Below are 17,571 nucleotides of genomic sequence, written 5' to 3' on the forward strand. Positions count from 1 at the left end.
CCACCCGACCCACCGTCACCCCGCCGCGCGACCTCGGTCCGCTGACCGGATCGCTCGCGCATCCGAAAAGCCGCTGGGTGCCCGTGGGCTGGTCCGAACTGCCGGGCTTCAGCGAAGACCCGCTGCATGAGGCGTGGATCGCGCTGCTGGCCAACTGCGCACGCCCCAACGCCGCCTTCGCGCCGCTGTGCCGCGAGGTGCGCCAGCTGGCCATTGCCACGCCCGAGGAGCAGCGCCGCTGGATGACCGACCGGCTGCAGCCCTACCGCGTCGAATCGCTCGCGGGCCAGAGCGAAGGCAAGCTCACCAGCTACTACGAGCCCGTGTACGAAGCCTCGCGCGTGCCCTCGGCCGGCTTCAGCGTGCCGCTGTACCAGGCGCCCGACGGCCTCGTGCCCAAGCGCCCCTGGTTCACGCGCCAGGAGATCGAGACCCTGCCCGAGGCCCAGGCCGCGCTGCGCGGTCGCGAGATCGCCTGGATGGCCGATCCCATCGACGCGCTGATGCTGCACATCCAGGGCTCGGGCCGCTTGCGCATCACCGAGGCCAACGGCTACCAGCACACGGTGCGCGTGGCCTATGCGGCCACCAACGAGCAGCCGTATCGCAGCGTGCAGCAGTGGCTCATGAGCCAGGGCGTCGCCAAGGTCGGCAAGTGGCCCGACGACACCAAGGCCTGGGTGGCGCAGAACCCGCAGCGCGTGTCGCAGCTGCTGTGGAGCAATCCGCGCTACGTGTTCTTCCGCGAAGAGACCATGAGCGAACTCGACGCCGCCTTCGGCCCGCGCGGCGCGCAGGGCGTGCCGCTGACGGCAGGGCGCTCCATCGCGGTCGACCGCGAGAGCATTCCCTACGGCACGCCGGTCTGGCTCGCATCGAGCGGCCCGACCGCGCAGCTGCAGAAGCTGGTGGTGGCGCAGGACACGGGCAGCGCCATCCTGGGCGCCGTGCGCGCCGACTACTTCGCCGGCACCGGTGCCGAGGCTGGACGGCTGGCGGCGAGCGTGAACCAGCCGCTGCGGCTGTGGGCGTTGTGGCCGAGGCAGTTGCCGGCGCCCTGACGGCCATTTCTCGTTCTTGAACGACACGACGGCGCGGTGATCCCGCGCCGTTTTGCATGCCGCCGGCCGGTGCGTGGGCGGGGTGTGGTCGTGGCGGTCGTCATCGTTCTGTCATGCGCGATGCATGCCTTCGTCATGGGCGCCTTTTAAGGTCTGCGCCCTGACAGAGGTCGACTTTCGGCCTCATGCCGAACCACCCACGATCCCTGGAAAACAAATGACTGATCAAGCCAAGGCGCCCGGCGCCTCCCGCCGTCACGCCCTGAAACTGCTGGGCGCCGCCCCGATGCTCCCACTGGGCGGCGTCGCCTTCCTCACCGCCTGCGGCGGTGGCGGCGGCGGTGGCCAGGCCTTCCCGCCCTTCGTGGTGCCGCCGCCGGCCCCCGCGCCGGCGCCCGCACCGGCCGCGCAGTTCGTGTCGGCCGAATTCAACGGCATGGCCGCGCCCACGCTGGCCGACCCGGCCGCCATGGCCACGAACACCGTGGGCTCCACGCTCAAGGTGTCGTTCGACAACGGCAGCTCCACCGAATACCGCCTGGCCTACCAGCCCTTCTTCCTGACCGGCGACATGGTGCCGGACGGCAAGGGCGGCAAGATCCTCGCGGGCGGCTACGTCGACATCAAGAACCAGCCGATCATCGACGCCTCGGTGGCGGGCAAGGAGCGCCAGTTCTTCTCGGACAGCCCGGACGGCACCTCGCTGATCTCGCTGCCCAACGCCAACGTGCCCGGCGTCAAGGGCAAGGCGGTGTTCGCCGTTGTGCAGTTCGAATACACCAGTCGCAACCTGAAGGGCGACAACACCTACGGCACGCTGCCTTCGCCCATCGCGGTGCTCACGCTCGACCAGGACCAGACCACCGGCAAGCTGAGCCTGGTCAAGTACCACAACGTCGACATGTCGAGCGCCCACGGCCTGTGGATCACCTGTGGCGCCAGCCTGTCGCCGTGGAACACCCACCTGTCCAGCGAAGAGTACGAGCCCGACGCCACCACCGCCGCCGGCACCGACATGTTCAAGGCCTACAGCAAGAACGTGTTCGGCGACGAGACCAAGGCCAACCCGTACCACTACGGCCACCTGCCCGAGATCACCGTGAACCCCGACGGCACCGGCAGCGTGAAGAAGCACTATTGCATGGGCCGCATCTCGCACGAGCTGATCCAGGTCATGCCCGACAACCGCACCGCCATCATGGGCGACGACTACACCAACGGCGGCTTCTTCATGTTCGTCGCGGACAAGGAAAAAGACCTGTCGGCCGGCACGCTCTACGTGGCCCGCTACGAAGCCGGCTACTCGATCGACCCCGCCGCTGCATCCGCCACCAAGATGACGTGGATCAACCTGGGTCATGCCACCAGCGCCGAGATCGAGGCACTGGCCGGTTCGCTCAAGGCCACCGACATCATGGACGTGACCACCACCAACCCCGCCGATCCCACGTACACCCACATGTTCCTGGACGGCAAGGAAAGCTGGGGCCGCGTGAAGCCCGGCATGGAAAAGGCCGCGGCCTTCCTGGAAACCCACCGCTACGCCAACGTGAAGGGCGCCAGCATGGCCTTCACCAAGATGGAAGGCACCACCGTCAACATCAAGGACAAGGTGGCCTACTCCGCGCTGCAGAACATCCAGGACTCGATGGTCAGCGGCGGCAAGGGCTGGTCGGCGGCCAACAACATCGCGCTGCCCAAGAAGCTCAGCGCCGGCGGCGTGATGGCGCACAACCTTGCGGGCGGCCAGAAGGACACCGACGGCAAGTCCATCAACAGCGACTGGGTGCCGACGCAGACCCGTGCGCTGATCGTGGGCGAAGACCTCCCCACGCCCGACGCGCTGGGCAACACCTCCAGCCCCGACAAGATCGGCAACCCCGACAACATCAAGTTCTCGGAAAAGCTGCGCACGCTGTTCATCGGCGAGGACAGCAGCAGCCACGTCAACAACTTCCTGTGGGCCTACAACATCGACACCAAGAAGCTCTCGCGCCTCATGTCGATCCCCGCGGGCGGCGAATCGACCGGCCTGCATGCCGTGGACGAGATCAACGGCTGGACCTACATCATGAGCAACTTCCAGCACGCGGGTGACTGGGGCGGCATCCACTCGAAGGTGCAGGCAACGCTCGACCCGCTGGTGCGCGCCAACTACAAGGACCGCTACGCCGCGGCCGTCGGCTACCTCACGGCCGACCCGATCCAGATCAAGCTGGCGAAGTAAGGCGAGGCTGCCGCTGCGGCGGCTTGCGCTTGCTTCAGGACGGCGCTGCTGGCAACGGCAGCGCCGTTTTGTATCTGACCTGCTTGAGCGCAAAGCTCGAGCGAATCTTCTCGATCCCTGGAATCGGCGTGAGCTGCTCCATGATGAAGCGCTCCAGCGCCGCCATGTCGGCCACGGCGATGCGGATCAGGTAGTCGCTGTCGCCGGTCATCAGGTAGCACTCCATCACCTCGTCGTGCTCGGCGATGCGCTGCTCGAAGTCGGCCAGCGACTGCTTGCTCTGCGTGGTCAGGCTGATCGAGATGAACACGTTGAGCCCCAGGCCCAGCGCCTTGGCGTTCGCCAGCGCCACGTAGCGGTCGATCACGCCGCTGGTCTCCAGCACCTTCACGCGCGCCAGGCAGGGCGAGGGCGACAGGTGCACGCGGCGCGCCAGTTCGACGTTCGACAGGGCGCCGTCGCGTTGCAGCTCGTCGAGAATGCGCAGGTCGATGGCGTCGAGTTCCATGAAATTCCGTGAAGCGCTTGAGTCGCGGCATTTTATGCTTGCGAATAGCCATGAAGTCGCAGGTGCCGGTAGCTAATTTTCTGCAAGGCGGCTTAAAGTGCTGGCATGAACGCCCCGATCTCCGCCGACCAGATGCGCGCCCTGTTGCTCGACACGCCGCCGTCGCACGACCCCGACCCCGAAGAGACCGCCGAATGGCGCGACGCCTTCCTGGCGCTGGCGCAGACGCAAGGTCCGCAGCGCGCGCGCCAGATGCTGGCCGAGCTGGCGCGCCTGGCGCGGCAGCAGCGCATCGGCTGGCAGCCCGAGCTGGCCACGCCGTACGTCAACACCATCGCCGCGGCCGACCAGCCGCCGTTCCCGGGTGACCTTGCCGTCGAGGAAAAGCTCGCCTCGCTCATGCGCTGGAACGCGCTCGCCATGGTGGCCAAGGCCAACCAGGCGTACGGCGAACTCGGCGGCCACATCGCCAGTTATGCGAGCGCGGCCGACCTGTTCGAAACCGGCTTCAACCACTTCTTCCATGCGCGCAGCCCGGCGCACCGCGGCGACCTCGTGTTCTTCCAGCCGCACAGCGCGCCCGGCGTGTATGCGCGGGCCTACCTCGAAGGCCGCCTGAGCGAAGAAGACCTGAACCACTACCGCCAGGAACTCACCGCGCCGGCCTTCACCGACGGCAGCGGCGCGCGCGGCCTGTGCAGCTACCCGCACCCGTATCTGATGCCGGACTTCTGGCAGTTCCCCACCGGCTCGATGGGCATCGGCCCGATCAGCTCGATCTATCACGCGCGCTTCATGCGCTACCTCACGCACCGCAACCTCTTGAACTGCGAAGGCCGCAAGGTCTGGGGCGTGTTCGGCGACGGCGAGATGGACGAGCCCGAATCGATGAGCGCGCTGACGCTCGCCGCGCGCGAAAAGCTCGACAACCTCGTGTGGGTCGTCAACTGCAACCTGCAGCGCCTCGATGGCCCGGTGCGTGGCAACGGCCGCATCATCGACGAGCTCGAGAAGCTCTTCGCCGGGGCAGGATGGAACGTCGTCAAGCTCGTGTGGGGCAGCGACTGGGACGGCCTGTTCGCGCAGGACGTGAGCGGCGCGCTCGCGCGCGTGTTCGCCGAAACCGTCGACGGCCAGATGCAGACCTTCGCCGCGAAGGACGGGCGCTTCAACCGCGACAACTTCTTCGGCCAGAACCCCGAACTCGCGCGCCTGGCCGAAGGCATGACCGACGAGCAGATCGACCGCTTGAAGCGCGGCGGCCACGACCTCGTGAAGATCCATGCCGCGTACGCCGCCGCTGCTGCGCACAAGGGCCAGCCCACCGTCATCCTGGCCCACACCAAGAAGGGCTACGGCATGGGCAGCGCCGCGCAGGGCAAGATGACCACGCACTCGCACAAGAAGATGGGCGACGTCGACCTCATCGAGTTCCGCGACCGCTTCAACCTGCCGCTCACCGACGCGCAGGCCACCGCGATGGACTTCTACCGCCCGGCCGAAGACAGCGCCGAAATGCGCTACCTGCGCCAGCACCGCGAAGCGCTCGGCGGCGCCATGCCGCGCCGCGAGACCGCCTGCGACGTCGTGCCCAAGCCCGACATCGCGGCCTACGCGCAGTTCGCCACGGCCGCCGCGGGCAAGGAGATGAGCACCACCATGGCCTTCGTGCGCATGCTGGGCAACCTCATGAAGGACAAGGCCCTGGGCCCGCGCATCGTGCCCATCGTGGCCGACGAGGCGCGCACCTTCGGCATGGCCAACCTGTTCAAGCAGGTCGGCATCTATTCGAGCGTGGGCCAGCGCTATGCGCCGGAAGACATCGGCTCGGTGCTGAGCTATCGCGAAGCCACCGACGGGCAGATTCTGGAAGAAGGCATCAGCGAAGCCGGCGCCATCGCGAGCTGGACGGCCGCGGCCACCAGCTACAGCGTGCACGGCCTGGCGATGCTGCCGTTCTACATCTACTACTCGATGTTCGGCTTCCAGCGCGTGGGCGACGCCATCTGGGCTGCGGCCGACCAGCGCGCACGCGGCTTCCTGCTGGGCGCCACGTCGGGCCGCACCACGCTCGGCGGCGAAGGCCTGCAGCACCAGGACGGCAGCAGCCACCTCGTGGCTGCGACGATTCCCAACTGCAAGGCCTACGACCCGGCCTTCGCGGGCGAGATGGCCGTCATCGTCGACGCGGGCATCCGCGAGATGATGGTCGAGCAGCAGGACGTGTTCTATTACGTCACGCTCATGAACGAGAACTACGCGCAGCCCGACCTGCCGGCCGGCGCCGAGGCCGACATCCTGCGCGGCTGCTACCGCTTCGGCACCTACGCACCGGCATCGGGCAAGGCGAAGCAAAGCGTCACGCTGCTGGGCTCGGGCGCGATCCTCACCGAGGTCATCAAGGCCGCGCAGCAGCTGGCCGACGAAGGCATCGCGGCCGAGGTGTTCAGCGTCACGAGCTGGAGCGAGCTCGCGCGCGACGGCCAGGCCTGCGAGCAGCGCGCACTGGCCGGCGAAAAAGACGCCGGCACGCCCTTCGTGGCGCAGCAGCTCGGCAGGGGCAGCAGCAAGGCCCCGATCGTCGCCGCCACCGACTACGTGCGCGCCCTGCCCGAGAGCGTGCGCGCCTTCCTGCCCGAAGGTCGCCGCTACCTCACGCTGGGCACCGACGGCTTCGGTCGCAGCGACACGCGCGCCGCGCTGCGCGGTTTCTTCGGCGTGGACGCGGCGAGCATCGCGCGCGCCGCGCGGCACGCGCTCGGCGCCTGACACCAGCGCGGCCATGCGGCGTGGCGGTGCGGTGCCTGCGTTAGAGTCGCAGGCCCCACCGCCTTCCCGCGCCCATGACCGCCCGCTTCCAGTCCCTTGCTCCCGCCGTCCGCCTGGCCGACCAGGTGGCGGAAGCGCTCGTGGCCGAGGTGCGCAGCGGGCGCCTGTCGGAAGGCGACCGGCTGCCCACCGAGACCGCGTTGGCCACCCAGTTCGGCGTGAGCCGCACGGTGGTGCGCGAGGCGGTGTCGCGGCTGAAGTCGCTCGGGCTGGTCGATTCGCGCCAGGGCAGCGGCGTGTACGTGCGCGCTGCCGGGGTGGAGCCGCTGCGCTTCGAGATGCCGCATGTGGCGTCGCGCGAAGCGGTGGTGCAGATGGTCGAGCTGCGCCGCGCGCTCGAGGCCGAGGTGGCCGCGCTCGCGGCCGAGCGCCGCACGCCCGAGGACATGCTGCGCATCCGCGACGCCATCGATGCGCTGCACGCGGCGGTGTCGATGGGTGGCAACGGCGCCGACGAGGACGTGCGCTTTCACCGCGCCATCGCCGAGGCCGCGCGCAACCCCTTCCTCATCGGCACGCTGCAGTACCTGCGGCAGTTCCTGCATGGCGCCACCCGCGTCACGCGCGCCAACGAGGCGCGCCGCGCCGACTTCGTGCGCGAAGTGGCGCAGGAACACGCGCGGATCGTCGAGGCGATCGACGCCGGCGACCCGCTGGCCGCGCGCGAAGCCGCCAAGGCGCACATGGACAACGCCATCCGCCGCATCGAGCAGGCCGACCCGGCCTTCTGGCAGCAGGAAGGCGCCCAGCTCGCCCGACCCTTGGTCGAAGGCTGGCCTGCGGGCAAGTAAGCCCACGCTCACAACTTTCCGGTAGGGGCAGAATGTGCGGGTTATCCCGTATCCGGGAACTTGTCTTAAATTTGTATGATGACCTGACAAGTAAGGGGAGACCGCGCCGCAGGGTGACGGGACGGCCCCGTTTTTTCATCCAGCGGACTCCCTCCCAATGACTTCCACCCTCCAGGCCGGCGCGCCCCTCGCGGCTGACGCGCCCGACGCCGCGCTCGAAAAACGCGCCTACGCCAAGGTGTTCTGGCGCCTCGTGCCCTTCCTGATGCTGTGCTACGTGGTCGCGTACCTCGACCGCGTGAACGTCGGCTTCGCCAAGCTGCAGATGGGCGCGGACCTCGGCTTCAGCGAAACCGTGTTCGGCCTCGGTGCCGGCATCTTCTTCCTGGGCTACTTCCTGTTCGAAGTGCCCAGCAACCTGCTGCTCAACCGCGTGGGCGCGCGCGTGTGGATCGCGCGGATCATGATCACCTGGGGCCTGCTGTCGGCCTGCTTCGTGTTCGTGGAAACGCCGACCAGCTTCTACATCCTGCGCTTCCTGCTCGGCGTGGCCGAGGCGGGCTTCTACCCCGGCGTGATCCTGTACCTGACGCACTGGTACCCGTCGCACCGGCGCGCGCGGATCATCGCGGTGTTCATGTCGGCGATTCCCGTGGCGGGCATCTTCGGCAACCCGCTGTCGGGCTGGATCATGGACGCCTTCCACGGCGTGTCGGCCATGCACGGCTGGCAGTGGATGTTCATCATCGAAGCCATTCCCGCCGTGCTGGTGGGCGTGATGGTGCTGTTCTACCTGGACAACGGCATCAAGCACGCACGCTGGCTCTCGCCTGAAGAAAAGCAGCTGCTGCAGCGCGAGGTCGACCGCGACCAGGCGCACGGCGCCAAGGGCCCGCACTCGGTGGGCGCGATGTTCCGCGACGCGCGCGTGTGGTGGATGGCGCTCATCTACTTCGCCTTCGTCATGGGCCAGTACGCGCTGACCTTCTGGCTGCCGACGCTGGTGAAAGCCACGGGTGTGCAGGGCAACTTCAACATCGGCCTGCTCAGCGCCATTCCGTTCCTGTGCGCGATCGTCGCGATGAACCTGTTCGGGCGCAGCGCCGACGCGCGCCGCGAGCGCCGCTGGCACCTGATCATCCCCGCGATGATGGGTGCGGTGGGCTTCACCGTGGCCGCTTCGTACACGCAGAACACGATCGTGTCGCTGACCTTCCTGTCGCTCGCAGCCGCCGGCGTGCTCACCTGCGCGCCGCTGTTCTGGTCGCTGCCCACCGCCTTCCTCTCGGGCACGGCGGCGGCGGCGGGCATTGCGGTCATCAACTCGGTGGGCAACCTCGCGGGCTTCGTGAGCCCGTACCTCATCGGCTACCTGAAGGACCTCACGGGCAGCACGCAGATCGGCATGTACGTGCTGGCCGGCGCGCTGGTGCTCGGCGCCATCGGCGTGTGGCTCACGCCCAAGCAGTTGGTCAACCGCTGATCGAAGGACGCACGACATGACTTCTTCTTCCAACACCACACCCGTCGTCGGCCTTGTGGGCCTGGGCGCCATGGGCAGCGGCATGGCGCAATCGCTGCGCCGCGCGGGCCACGCGCCGCATGTGTTCGACGTGCGCCCCGGCGTCGCCGAAGCCTTCGCGCGCGAAGGCGGCACCGCCTGCGACACGCTGGCCGCGCTTGGCGCGCAATGCGACATCGTGGTCAGCGTGGTCGTCAACGCGGCGCAGACCGAGTCGGTGCTGTTCGGCGACGGCACCACGCCCGGCTGCGCGGCATCGATGAAGCCCGGCAGCCTGTTCGTGATGTGCTCCACCGTCGACCCGAACTGGTCGGTGGCGCTCGAGGCGCGCCTTGCGCAACAGGGCATCCTGTACCTCGACGCGCCGATCTCCGGCGGCGCCGCCAAGGCCGCGAGCGGCCAGATGACGATGATGACCGCCGGCACCCCCGCGGCGTATGAGAAGGCCGGCGCGATGCTCGACGCCATGGCCGCCAAGGTCTACCGCCTGGGCGATTCGGCCGGCGCGGGCAGCAAGGTGAAGGTCATCAACCAGCTGCTGGCCGGCGTGCACATCGCCGCCGCGGCCGAGGCCATGGCGCTGGGCCTGCGCGAAGGCGTGAACCCCGACGCGCTGTACGAGGTCATCACCCACAGCGCCGGCAACAGCTGGATGTTCGAGAACCGCATGGCCCACGTGCTCGCGGGCGACTACACGCCGCTGTCGGCCGTCGACATCTTCGTGAAGGACCTGGGCCTGGTGCTCGACGTGGCGCGCGCCAGCAAGTTTCCGCTGCCGCTGTCGTCCACCGCGCACCAGATGTTCATGCAGGCCTCCACGGCCGGCTTCGCGCGCGAGGACGACAGCGCGGTCATCAAGATCTTCCCGGGCATCGAGCTGCCCGTTGCGAAAGAATCGAAAAAATAGCATCGAGCGTCTGCGCTCCACCGACCCAGGAAAGACACACACCATGAACGTTCTCATCACCGGCGGCTGCGGCTTCCTCGGCGCCCGCCTCGCCCGCACCCTGCTCGCCGGCGGCCCGCTCGCACTGGCTGGCGGCCAGCCTCAAGACATCGCACGCATCACGCTCGCCGACCGCGTGCCGCCGCCCGCCGACCTCGCGGCCGACGCGCGCATCCAGTTCGTGCAGGGCGACCTGTACGAGCAAGCCGCCAACGGCGCGCTGCCGCTGGCCGACACCGACGCCGTGTTCCACCTCGCCGCCGCCGTGAGCGGCGAGTGCGAGGCCGACTTCGACCTCGGCATGCGCAGCAACCTGGACACCACGCGCGCCCTGCTCGACGCCTGCCGCAGCGCCGGCCATGCGCCCGTGTTCGTGTTCTCCAGCTCCGTCGCCGTGTTCGGCGATTCGCCCGAGCAGCGCCTGCCCGCGGTGATCGAGGACACCACGCTGCCCACGCCGCAGAACAGCTACGGCATCCAGAAGTTCATCGGCGAGCAACTCGTGGCCGACTACACGCGCAAGGGCTTCGTGCAGGGCCGCAACGTGCGGCTCATGACGGTGTCGGTGCGCCCGGGCCGTCCGAACGGCGCGGCCTCCAGCTTCCTGAGCGGCATGCTGCGCGAGCCGCTGGCCGGCGTGCGCGCACGCTGCCCCGTGGCGCCCGAGACGCCGGTCGCGCTGGCCTCGCCCGGCAACACCGTCGCCGGCATCGTGCGCGCGGCCACCGCCGGCGCCGCCGAATGGGGTGCGCGCACCGCCGTCAACCTGCCCGCGCTGACCACCACCGTGCGCGAGATGGCGCAGGCGCTCGAGCGCATCGCCGGCCCCGAGGCCACCGCCCTCATCGACTGGGAGCCCGACGCCGCCATCGCGAAGATCGTCACCAGCTGGCCCAGCCGCATCCACGCCGCGCGCGCCGAGGCGCTGGGCCTGAAGGCCGACGCCAGCTTCGACGCCATCCTGCGCGACTACGTGCGCGAGAACGCGCAGGCGGTCACGCTCGCGCTGAAGGGCTGAGCGATGGCGAAGCTCGTGCTCGGCTGCATCGCCGACGACTTCACCGGCGCCACCGACCTGGCCAACAACCTCGTGCGCGCCGGCATGCGCGTGGTGCAGACCATCGGCGTGCCCGCCGGCCCGCTCGATGCCGACGTGGATGCGGTCGTGGTCGCGCTCAAGTCGCGCACCATCGCGCCGGCCGAGGCCATCGCGCAGTCGCTCGATGCGCTGCGCTGGCTGCAGGCGCAGGGCGCGCAGCAGGTCTACTTCAAGTACTGCTCCACCTTCGACAGCACGGCGCAGGGCAACATCGGCCCCGTGACCGAGGCGCTGATGGATGCGCTGCAATGCGACTTCACCATCGCCACGCCCGCCTTCCCCGACAACAAGCGCACCGTGTTCAAGGGCTACCTGTTCGCGGGCGACGTGCTGCTCAACGAAAGCGGCATGCAGAACCATCCGCTCACGCCGATGACCGACCCGAACCTCGTGCGCGTGCTGCAGGCGCAGTGCACGCGCAAGGTGGGGCTGATCGACCACGCGGTGGTCGCACGCGGCGCAGCGGCCATCGAAGAACGCATCGCGCAGCTGAAGGCCGAGGGCGTGTCGATCGCCATCGTCGACGCGGTCTCGAACGACGACCTGCTGCGCATGGGCCCGGCCCTCGCGAAGCTGCCGTTGCTCACGGCAGGCTCGGGCGTGGCCATCGGCCTGCCGGCCAACTTCGGCCTCGCGCCGTCGTCGCAGGCCAGCGCATTGCCGAAGGCCGGCGGCAAGACCGCGGTGGTCTCGGGCAGCTGCTCGCTGGCCACCAACCGGCAGGTGCTCGACTTCATCCAGCGCGGTGGCGCGGCCATGGCCATCGACCCGCTGCGCATCGCGGCGGGCGTCGACGTGACCGCCGAAGTGCTGGCCTGGGCCGCACCCCTCATCGACCAAGGCCCCGTGCTCGTCTACTCGACCGCCGAAGCCGGCGCCGTGAAGTCGGTGCAGGGCCGGCTCGGCGTGGAAGAAGCCGGCGCCATGGTCGAACGCACCATCGCCGCCATTGCGCGTGGCCTGGTCGAGCGCGGCGTGCACCAGCTGGTGGTGGCCGGCGGCGAAACCTCGGGCGCCTGCGTGCAGGCGCTGGGCATCGCGCAGATGCAGATCGGTCCGCAGATCGACCCCGGCGTGCCGTGGTGCCATGCGCGCTGCGACGCCGCGCCCGAAGCCGGGCTGCACATCACGCTGAAGTCGGGCAACTTCGGCAGCGACGATTTCTTCACCAAAGCTTTTACAGTGCTCGCATGACCGAGAACGAAGCCCGCGACGAAATCTGCCGCGTCGGCCGCAGCCTGTTCGAGCGCGGCTACGTGCACGCCACGGCCGGCAACATCAGCGTGCGGCTGGACGACGGTTTTCTCATCACGCCGACCGACGCCTGCCTGGGCTTTCTCGACCCCGCGCGGCTCGCACGGCTCGATGCGCAAGGCCAGCAGACCGGCGGCGACCGCGCCAGCAAGACCATCGCGCTGCACACGCGCATCTACGCCGCCGCGCGCGGCTTCGATGCCGGCACGGCCTGCGTGATCCACACGCACAGCACGCACTGCGTCGCCCTGACCCTGGGCAACCCGCAGGCCGAACTGCTGCCCGCGCTCACGCCCTACTTCGTGATGAAGGTCGGCCATGTGCCGGTCATCCCGTACCACCGCCCCGGCGCGCCCGAGGCGGCCGAACAGGTGGCGCACACCATTGCGCGCTACGGCGCGGCTGGCACGCCGATCCGCGCGGCGATGCTCGCGCGCCTGGGTCCCAACGTCTGGCACGAGACGCCGGCCGCCGCGATGGCCGTGCTCGAAGAGCTGGAAGAAACCGCCCGCCTGCAGATGCTCACGCAGACCACCCGGCCCGCACCGCTCACCCCCGACCAGATCGATGAACTGCGCCGCACTTTCGGTGCGCGCTGGTAGTACAAACACCCCATGCCCCAATTCGCCGCCAACCTCTCGATGCTCTATCCGGAGCTCGCATTTCTCGACCGCTTCGACGCCGCCGCGAAAGACGGCTTCCAGGCCGTCGAGTACCTCTTCCCCTACGACTTCAGCAAGGAAGACATCGTCGCCCGCCTGAAGCACAACGGCCTGCAGCAGGTGCTGTTCAACGGCCCGCCCGGCGACTGGGCCGGCGGCGAACGCGGCCTGGCCTGCCTGCCGGGGCGCGAGGGCGAGTTCCGCGAAGGCATTGCGAAAGCCATCGACTACGCCGTGGCGCTCGACTGCCCGCGCATCCACGTCATGGCCGGCCTCGTGCCCGAAGGCCTCGCGCGCGAGGCGGCAGAAACCGTCTATGTCGGGAACCTGCGCTGGGCCGCGGCCGAGGCCGCGAAGGCCGGGCGCGATGTGCTCATCGAGCCGATCAACACGCGCGACATCCCGCGCTTCTTTTTGAACCGGCAGGACCACGCGCACCAGATCGTCGAGACCGTGGGCGCCGCCAACCTCAAGGTGCAGATGGACCTGTACCACTGCCAGATCGTCGAGGGCGACGTGGCGATGAAGCTGCGCCAGTACCTGCCCACCGGCCGCGTCGGCCACCTGCAGATCGCGGGCGTGCCCGAGCGCCACGAGCCCGATGTGGGCGAGCAGAACTACGACTACCTCTTCGGCGTGATCGACGAGGTTTCGGCGCAGTGCGGCTGGCAAGGCTGGGTCGGTTGCGAATACCGCCCGCGCCGCGGCATGGAGCCCGGCGGCACCTCGGCCGGCCTGGGCTGGCTGCGCGACTGGCGCCAGCGCGCATGACGACGACGACGCTCGAAGCGCTGCGCATTCCGGCGCCGCTGCGGGGCTTTGCTGCAGCGGGCGATGCGCAGGTCTTCGACGTCACGATCGAAGGCGACAAGGTCGCGGCCATCGCGCCCAGCGCCTCGCAGACGCAAGCGCGCGGCACGCTGCTGAGCGCGCTCGTCGAGGCGCACGCGCACATCGACAAGAACTTCACCGTGCAGGACGTCGGCGCCGCGCAGGGCGACCTGTTCACCGCCATCGAACGCATGGGCCGCCACCGCGCGAGCTGGACCGGCGCTTCGCTGCGCCTGCGCATGGAGCGCGCGCTGCACGAGGCCTGGCGCGCCGGCACGCGCGCGCTGCGCACGCACCTGGACTGGGTCGAGCCCGAGCCGCCGGCCGCGCTGGCCGTGTTCGAGGCGCTGCGCGAAGAATGGGCCGGCCGCATCGAGCTGCAGTTCGTCGCGCTCGTGCCGCTCGACGTGTTCGCCGACCCCGCCGCCGGCGAGCGCATCGCGCGCGACGTGAAGCGCGCGGGCGGTTCGCTGGGCGCTTTCATCTACCGCAACGACGGCCTCTTCGCCAAGCTGGGCCGCGTGTTCGACCTCGCGCAGCAGCACGGGCTGGGGCTCGACTTCCATGTCGACGAAGGCCTGGACACCGACGCCAGCGGCCTGCGCAGCATCGCGCAGCTGGTGCGCGCGCGCGACTTCAAGGGCCGCGTGGTCTGCGGCCACGCCTGCTCGCTCTCGGTGCAGGACGACGCGGTGGCCGCCGAAACGCTCACGCTGTGCGCCGGCGCGGGGCTGCACCTCGTCGCGCTGCCGACCACCAACCTCTACCTGCAGGGCGCGTGGGACCGCACGCCCGTGGCGCGCGGCATCACGCGCATCCGCGAGGCCGCGGCGCACGGCCTGCGCGCGAGCCTGGCCACCGACAACGTGCAGGACGCCTTCTATCCCTACGGCAGCTACGACCTGCTCGAGACCTTCGGCCTGGGCGTGCAGATGGCGCACCTCGCGCCCGCCGCCGACTGGCTCGACACCATCACCGTGAACCCCGCGAAGGCGCTGGGTCTCGCGTGGGACGGCCGCATCGCGCCGGGCTGTCCGGCCGACCTGGTCGTGCTGGCCGCCACCGACGAACACGAACTCATCGGCCCGCGCGGACGGCAACGCACCGTCTACCGCGCAGGCCGGGCACTGGAGAACACACCATGAGCATGGGCAAGCCGATGGCCAACTATGCCGCCGCCAAGCGCGTCGGCGATTTCGTCTTCATGAGCGGCGTGGTCGCCGTCGACCCGGCCACGCGCCGCGCGGTGGCGGGCTACGATGCCATCCCCGAAGCCGCGCGCACCGCACTGCAGGGCGTGGGCTATGCCACGGGCCAGATGTCGGTCGACATCTTCGAGGCGCCCATCGTGGCGCAGAGCTGGTTCGTGCTGGAGCGCATCCGCCAGATCGCCGCCGAGCACGGCGGCACCATGGAAGACGTGGTGAAGCTGGTGCAGTACTTCCGCCACCTGCCGCACTACGCCTTCTACAACCGCGTGCGCGGCCTGTTCTATCCGGGCGAGCCGCCGGTGAGCACGGTGGTCGAGGTGTCGCGCTTCCTGCCGGGCGACGAGGTGCTCGTCGAGGTCGAGGCCACGATGTACCTGCCGCAGCGCGCGGCTACTTGACGCCCGCGCCCTTGAGCAGGAACTCCGTCACCTGCTCGATCAGGTAGCGCCGGTCCTTGTCCTCGCCCTGCTGCGCCGTGTTGCGGTAGTAGGCGGCCTGCGTGGCGTGGTCGGCGTAGAACTGCGTCACGGCCCAGATGTGGAACAGCACCAGCATCGGGTCGGCGGTGTCCATCAGGCCCTGGTTCATCCAGTTCTGGATCACGGCGGCGGCCTGGTCGGTGCGCTGCTTGCTGGTGTCCATCATGCTGTTGATGACGGGCGCGCCGCGCATCATCTCGGCGGTGAAGATGCGCGAACGCAGCGGATGCTCGAACGAGAACATCATCTTGCGCTGGATCAGGTCGCCCAGCACCTTGCGCGGGCCGAAGGCCTCGTCGCTGAAGCCGAACACCACGATCCAGTCGGTCAGGATGTCCTGCAATACCTGGCGGTACAGCGCCTCCTTGCTCTCGATGTAGTAGTGCAGCTGCGCCTTCGACAGGCCCGCCTTGTCGGCGATGGCCTGCGTCGAGGCGCCGGCCAGGCCCTCGCTGGCGAACACCTCGATGGCGGCCTGGTTGATGAGGCCCAGCACCTGCGTGTACTTGCGCGAACGCCCGCGCGTGGCGGGGGCTTCGCTGTCGGTGTCCGTCACGCTCACAGCTGCAGCACCAGGTCGGGGCCCTTGGCGCGCGAGCAGCACAGCGCCACCTTGGTGCGCCGCTCGGTGCCCGTGAGGCAGAAGTCGCGGTGCTCGGCGCCTTCGCCGTCGCCCTCGACCACGCAGGTGCCGCACAGGCCCTGCTGGCACGACACGGGGATGTCGATGCCCACTTCGTGCAGCGCATCGACCGCGGTCTGGTCGGCCGCCACCGGCACCTCGATGCCGCGCCGCGCCAGCTTCAGCGTGAAGGGCAGGCCGGTGGTGGCGGCGGCCGTGCCGGTGGGCGCGGCGAAGTACTCGGTGTGCAGCGCATCTTCGGGCCAGTGCGCGGCGGCCTCGCGCACGGCCTGCATGAAGCCGCCGGGGCCGCACACGTACAGGTGCGTGTCGGGCGTGCGCTCGGCCAGCAGGGCGCGCAGGTCGATGCGTTGCGTCGCATCGCCCTGGTCCAGGTGCAGCCTCAGGTGCGGCGCCAGCGCGGGCGCGTGCAGCGCCTCGGCGAAGGCCAGGTGTTCCTCGCTGCGCGCGAACACGCACAGCGTGAAGTCGGCGCCGCGCGCGGCCAGCGCCTGCGCCATCGCCAGCAGCGGCGTCATGCCGATGCCGCCGGCCAGCAGCAGGTGGCGCCGGGCCTCGGCGCGCAGCGGGAAGGTGTTGCGCGGCGCGCTGATCGCGATCAGGTCGCCCTCGCGCACGCGCTCGTGCATCGAGGCCGAGCCGCCGCGGCTGGCGTGCTCGCGCTTCACGCCGATCACGTAGCCGCCGCTGCCCGAGGGCGCGCGCGCCAGCGAGTACTGGCGCGAGAAGCCGCCGGGCATGTGCACGTCGATGTGCGCACCGGCCTCGTAGCCGGGCAGCGGCCGGCCCCACGGATGCGCCAGCTCGAAGGCCAAAATTTCCGGCGTCTGCCGCGAGATGCGTTCGACACGGACGGTCAGCGTGCGTTCGAGGCTCATGGTGTGTGTCTCCCTGCGTGTCTACTGGATGTTGTGCAGCGTGCGCGCCACGCGCGCGATGAAATGGGTGCGGTCGCGGTCGGTGACGGCGTTCATGTCGTGCAGCTGCAGCCACGTGACCTTGCAGCGCCATGCGAACAGCGCCCGCAGCGCGCGCGTGAACAGCCGCCGCCCCGGGTCGCCGATGGCCATCACGAACCAGCGCGGCGAGCCGCCGGTGGTCACCACCGTCAGCCGGCGGATGTGCCGCATGCCCGACTTCGCCAGCTGCCCTTTGCGCTCGGCGGGCAGGAAGGCCACGCCCGGCAGCCACACGCGCTCGAGCCAGCCCTTGAGCATGGACGGCGGTCCATGGAACCAGGTGGGGTAGACGAACACCAGGTGCTCGGCCCACAGCAGCGCTTCGACGTGGGGTTTCACGCGTTCGCGGATCAGTTCGGGGTTGTCGAGGTAGGCGATGCGCTCTTCGCGTGTCAGCGTCGGGTCGAAGCCCTCGGCGTACAGGTCGATGGCCTTGACGGGATGTCGCGGCGTGAGGGCCTCGAGGGCGGTGCGGTACAGCGCGTGGTTGAAGCTGTCAGGGTTCGGATGGCAATGGACGACGAGCGTTTTCATGGTTCGGGCCGGTTC

Annotated in this window: 15 protein-coding genes and 1 pseudogene; 12 read left to right on the top strand and 4 right to left on the bottom strand. The window is 69.5% G+C overall.

Going from position 1 to position 17,571, the window contains the following annotated elements; genetic code table 11:
• The coding region (gene mltA / locus AC3WQR_RS18355; RefSeq protein ID WP_492743080.1) for a murein transglycosylase A at positions 1–1,061 on the top strand (1,061 nt) is incomplete at its 5' end.
• Between the two features lie 217 nt (positions 1,062–1,278).
• Positions 1,279–3,288, top strand: coding sequence for a PhoX family protein (locus AC3WQR_RS18360; protein ID WP_354348039.1), 2,010 nt, complete (start codon positions 1,279–1,281; stop codon positions 3,286–3,288).
• Positions 3,289–3,322: 34 nt separating this feature from the next.
• Here the strand turns inward: AC3WQR_RS18360 and AC3WQR_RS18365 are convergent, their stop codons facing one another.
• On the bottom strand, positions 3,323–3,796 hold the full coding sequence (locus AC3WQR_RS18365) for an Lrp/AsnC family transcriptional regulator (protein WP_159279182.1): 474 nt from the start codon (positions 3,794–3,796) through the stop codon (positions 3,323–3,325).
• Between the two features lie 105 nt (positions 3,797–3,901).
• Here AC3WQR_RS18365 and mdeB point away from each other — a divergent pair, with 105 nt between their 5' ends.
• The 10 genes and pseudogenes from mdeB to AC3WQR_RS18415 all read left to right on the top strand — a co-directional run bounded on the left by mdeB (position 3,902) and on the right by AC3WQR_RS18415 (position 15,339).
• Positions 3,902–6,565: an alpha-ketoglutarate dehydrogenase gene (mdeB, locus tag AC3WQR_RS18370; protein ID WP_492743081.1), complete on the top strand. Its 2,664-nt coding sequence runs from the start codon at positions 3,902–3,904 to the stop codon at positions 6,563–6,565.
• A gap of 74 nt (positions 6,566–6,639) precedes the next feature.
• Positions 6,640–7,416: a FadR/GntR family transcriptional regulator gene (locus tag AC3WQR_RS18375; RefSeq protein ID WP_070063260.1), complete on the top strand. Its 777-nt coding sequence runs from the start codon at positions 6,640–6,642 to the stop codon at positions 7,414–7,416.
• Between the two features lie 157 nt (positions 7,417–7,573).
• Positions 7,574–8,899 (top strand): MFS transporter, encoded by a 1,326-nt coding sequence (locus AC3WQR_RS18380; protein ID WP_492743082.1) that lies wholly within the window; start codon positions 7,574–7,576, stop codon positions 8,897–8,899.
• A gap of 13 nt (positions 8,900–8,912) precedes the next feature.
• A pseudogene (gene ltnD, locus AC3WQR_RS18385) lies at positions 8,913–9,845 on the top strand (L-threonate dehydrogenase); the annotation flags it as partial.
• A gap of 43 nt (positions 9,846–9,888) precedes the next feature.
• Positions 9,889–10,902 (top strand): D-erythronate dehydrogenase, encoded by a 1,014-nt coding sequence (gene denD / locus AC3WQR_RS18390; protein WP_492743083.1) that lies wholly within the window; start codon positions 9,889–9,891, stop codon positions 10,900–10,902.
• Between the two features lie 3 nt (positions 10,903–10,905).
• Positions 10,906–12,177 (top strand): 3-oxo-tetronate kinase, encoded by a 1,272-nt coding sequence (gene otnK, locus AC3WQR_RS18395; protein ID WP_492743084.1) that lies wholly within the window; start codon positions 10,906–10,908, stop codon positions 12,175–12,177.
• A complete protein-coding gene (locus AC3WQR_RS18400) occupies positions 12,174–12,839 on the top strand; it encodes a class II aldolase/adducin family protein (protein ID WP_492743085.1) in 666 nt (221 codons plus the stop codon). The genes otnK and AC3WQR_RS18400 overlap by 4 nt, the downstream gene beginning before the upstream one ends.
• Positions 12,840–12,851: 12 nt before the next feature.
• On the top strand, positions 12,852–13,670 hold the full coding sequence (gene otnI, locus AC3WQR_RS18405; RefSeq protein WP_492743086.1) for a 2-oxo-tetronate isomerase: 819 nt from the start codon (positions 12,852–12,854) through the stop codon (positions 13,668–13,670).
• Positions 13,667–14,875, top strand: coding sequence for an amidohydrolase family protein (locus AC3WQR_RS18410; RefSeq protein ID WP_492743087.1), 1,209 nt, complete (start codon positions 13,667–13,669; stop codon positions 14,873–14,875). Before otnI ends, AC3WQR_RS18410 begins: the two co-directional genes overlap by 4 nt.
• On the top strand, positions 14,872–15,339 hold the full coding sequence (locus AC3WQR_RS18415; RefSeq protein ID WP_492743088.1) for a RidA family protein: 468 nt from the start codon (positions 14,872–14,874) through the stop codon (positions 15,337–15,339). The genes AC3WQR_RS18410 and AC3WQR_RS18415 overlap by 4 nt, the downstream gene beginning before the upstream one ends.
• Here the strand turns inward: AC3WQR_RS18415 and AC3WQR_RS18420 are convergent.
• Genes AC3WQR_RS18420 through AC3WQR_RS18430 form a run of 3 tightly spaced genes read right to left on the bottom strand, consistent with a single transcriptional unit; the run spans position 15,332 to position 17,556 of the window.
• On the bottom strand, positions 15,332–15,982 hold the full coding sequence (locus tag AC3WQR_RS18420; protein WP_489060683.1) for a TetR family transcriptional regulator C-terminal domain-containing protein: 651 nt from the start codon (positions 15,980–15,982) through the stop codon (positions 15,332–15,334). The genes AC3WQR_RS18415 and AC3WQR_RS18420 overlap by 8 nt on opposite strands.
• Positions 15,979–16,941, bottom strand: coding sequence for a PDR/VanB family oxidoreductase (locus AC3WQR_RS18425; RefSeq protein WP_492743089.1), 963 nt, complete (start codon positions 16,939–16,941; stop codon positions 15,979–15,981). Before AC3WQR_RS18425 ends, AC3WQR_RS18420 begins: the two co-directional genes overlap by 4 nt.
• A gap of 21 nt (positions 16,942–16,962) precedes the next feature.
• Positions 16,963–17,556, bottom strand: a complete 594-nt coding sequence (locus tag AC3WQR_RS18430) for an NAD(P)H-dependent oxidoreductase (protein WP_062479647.1) — start codon at positions 17,554–17,556, stop codon at positions 16,963–16,965.
• Positions 17,557–17,571: the final 15 nt, after the last annotated feature.

It is taken from the genome of Variovorax sp. FW305-3-2-15-B-LB1 (genome assembly GCF_058787635.1).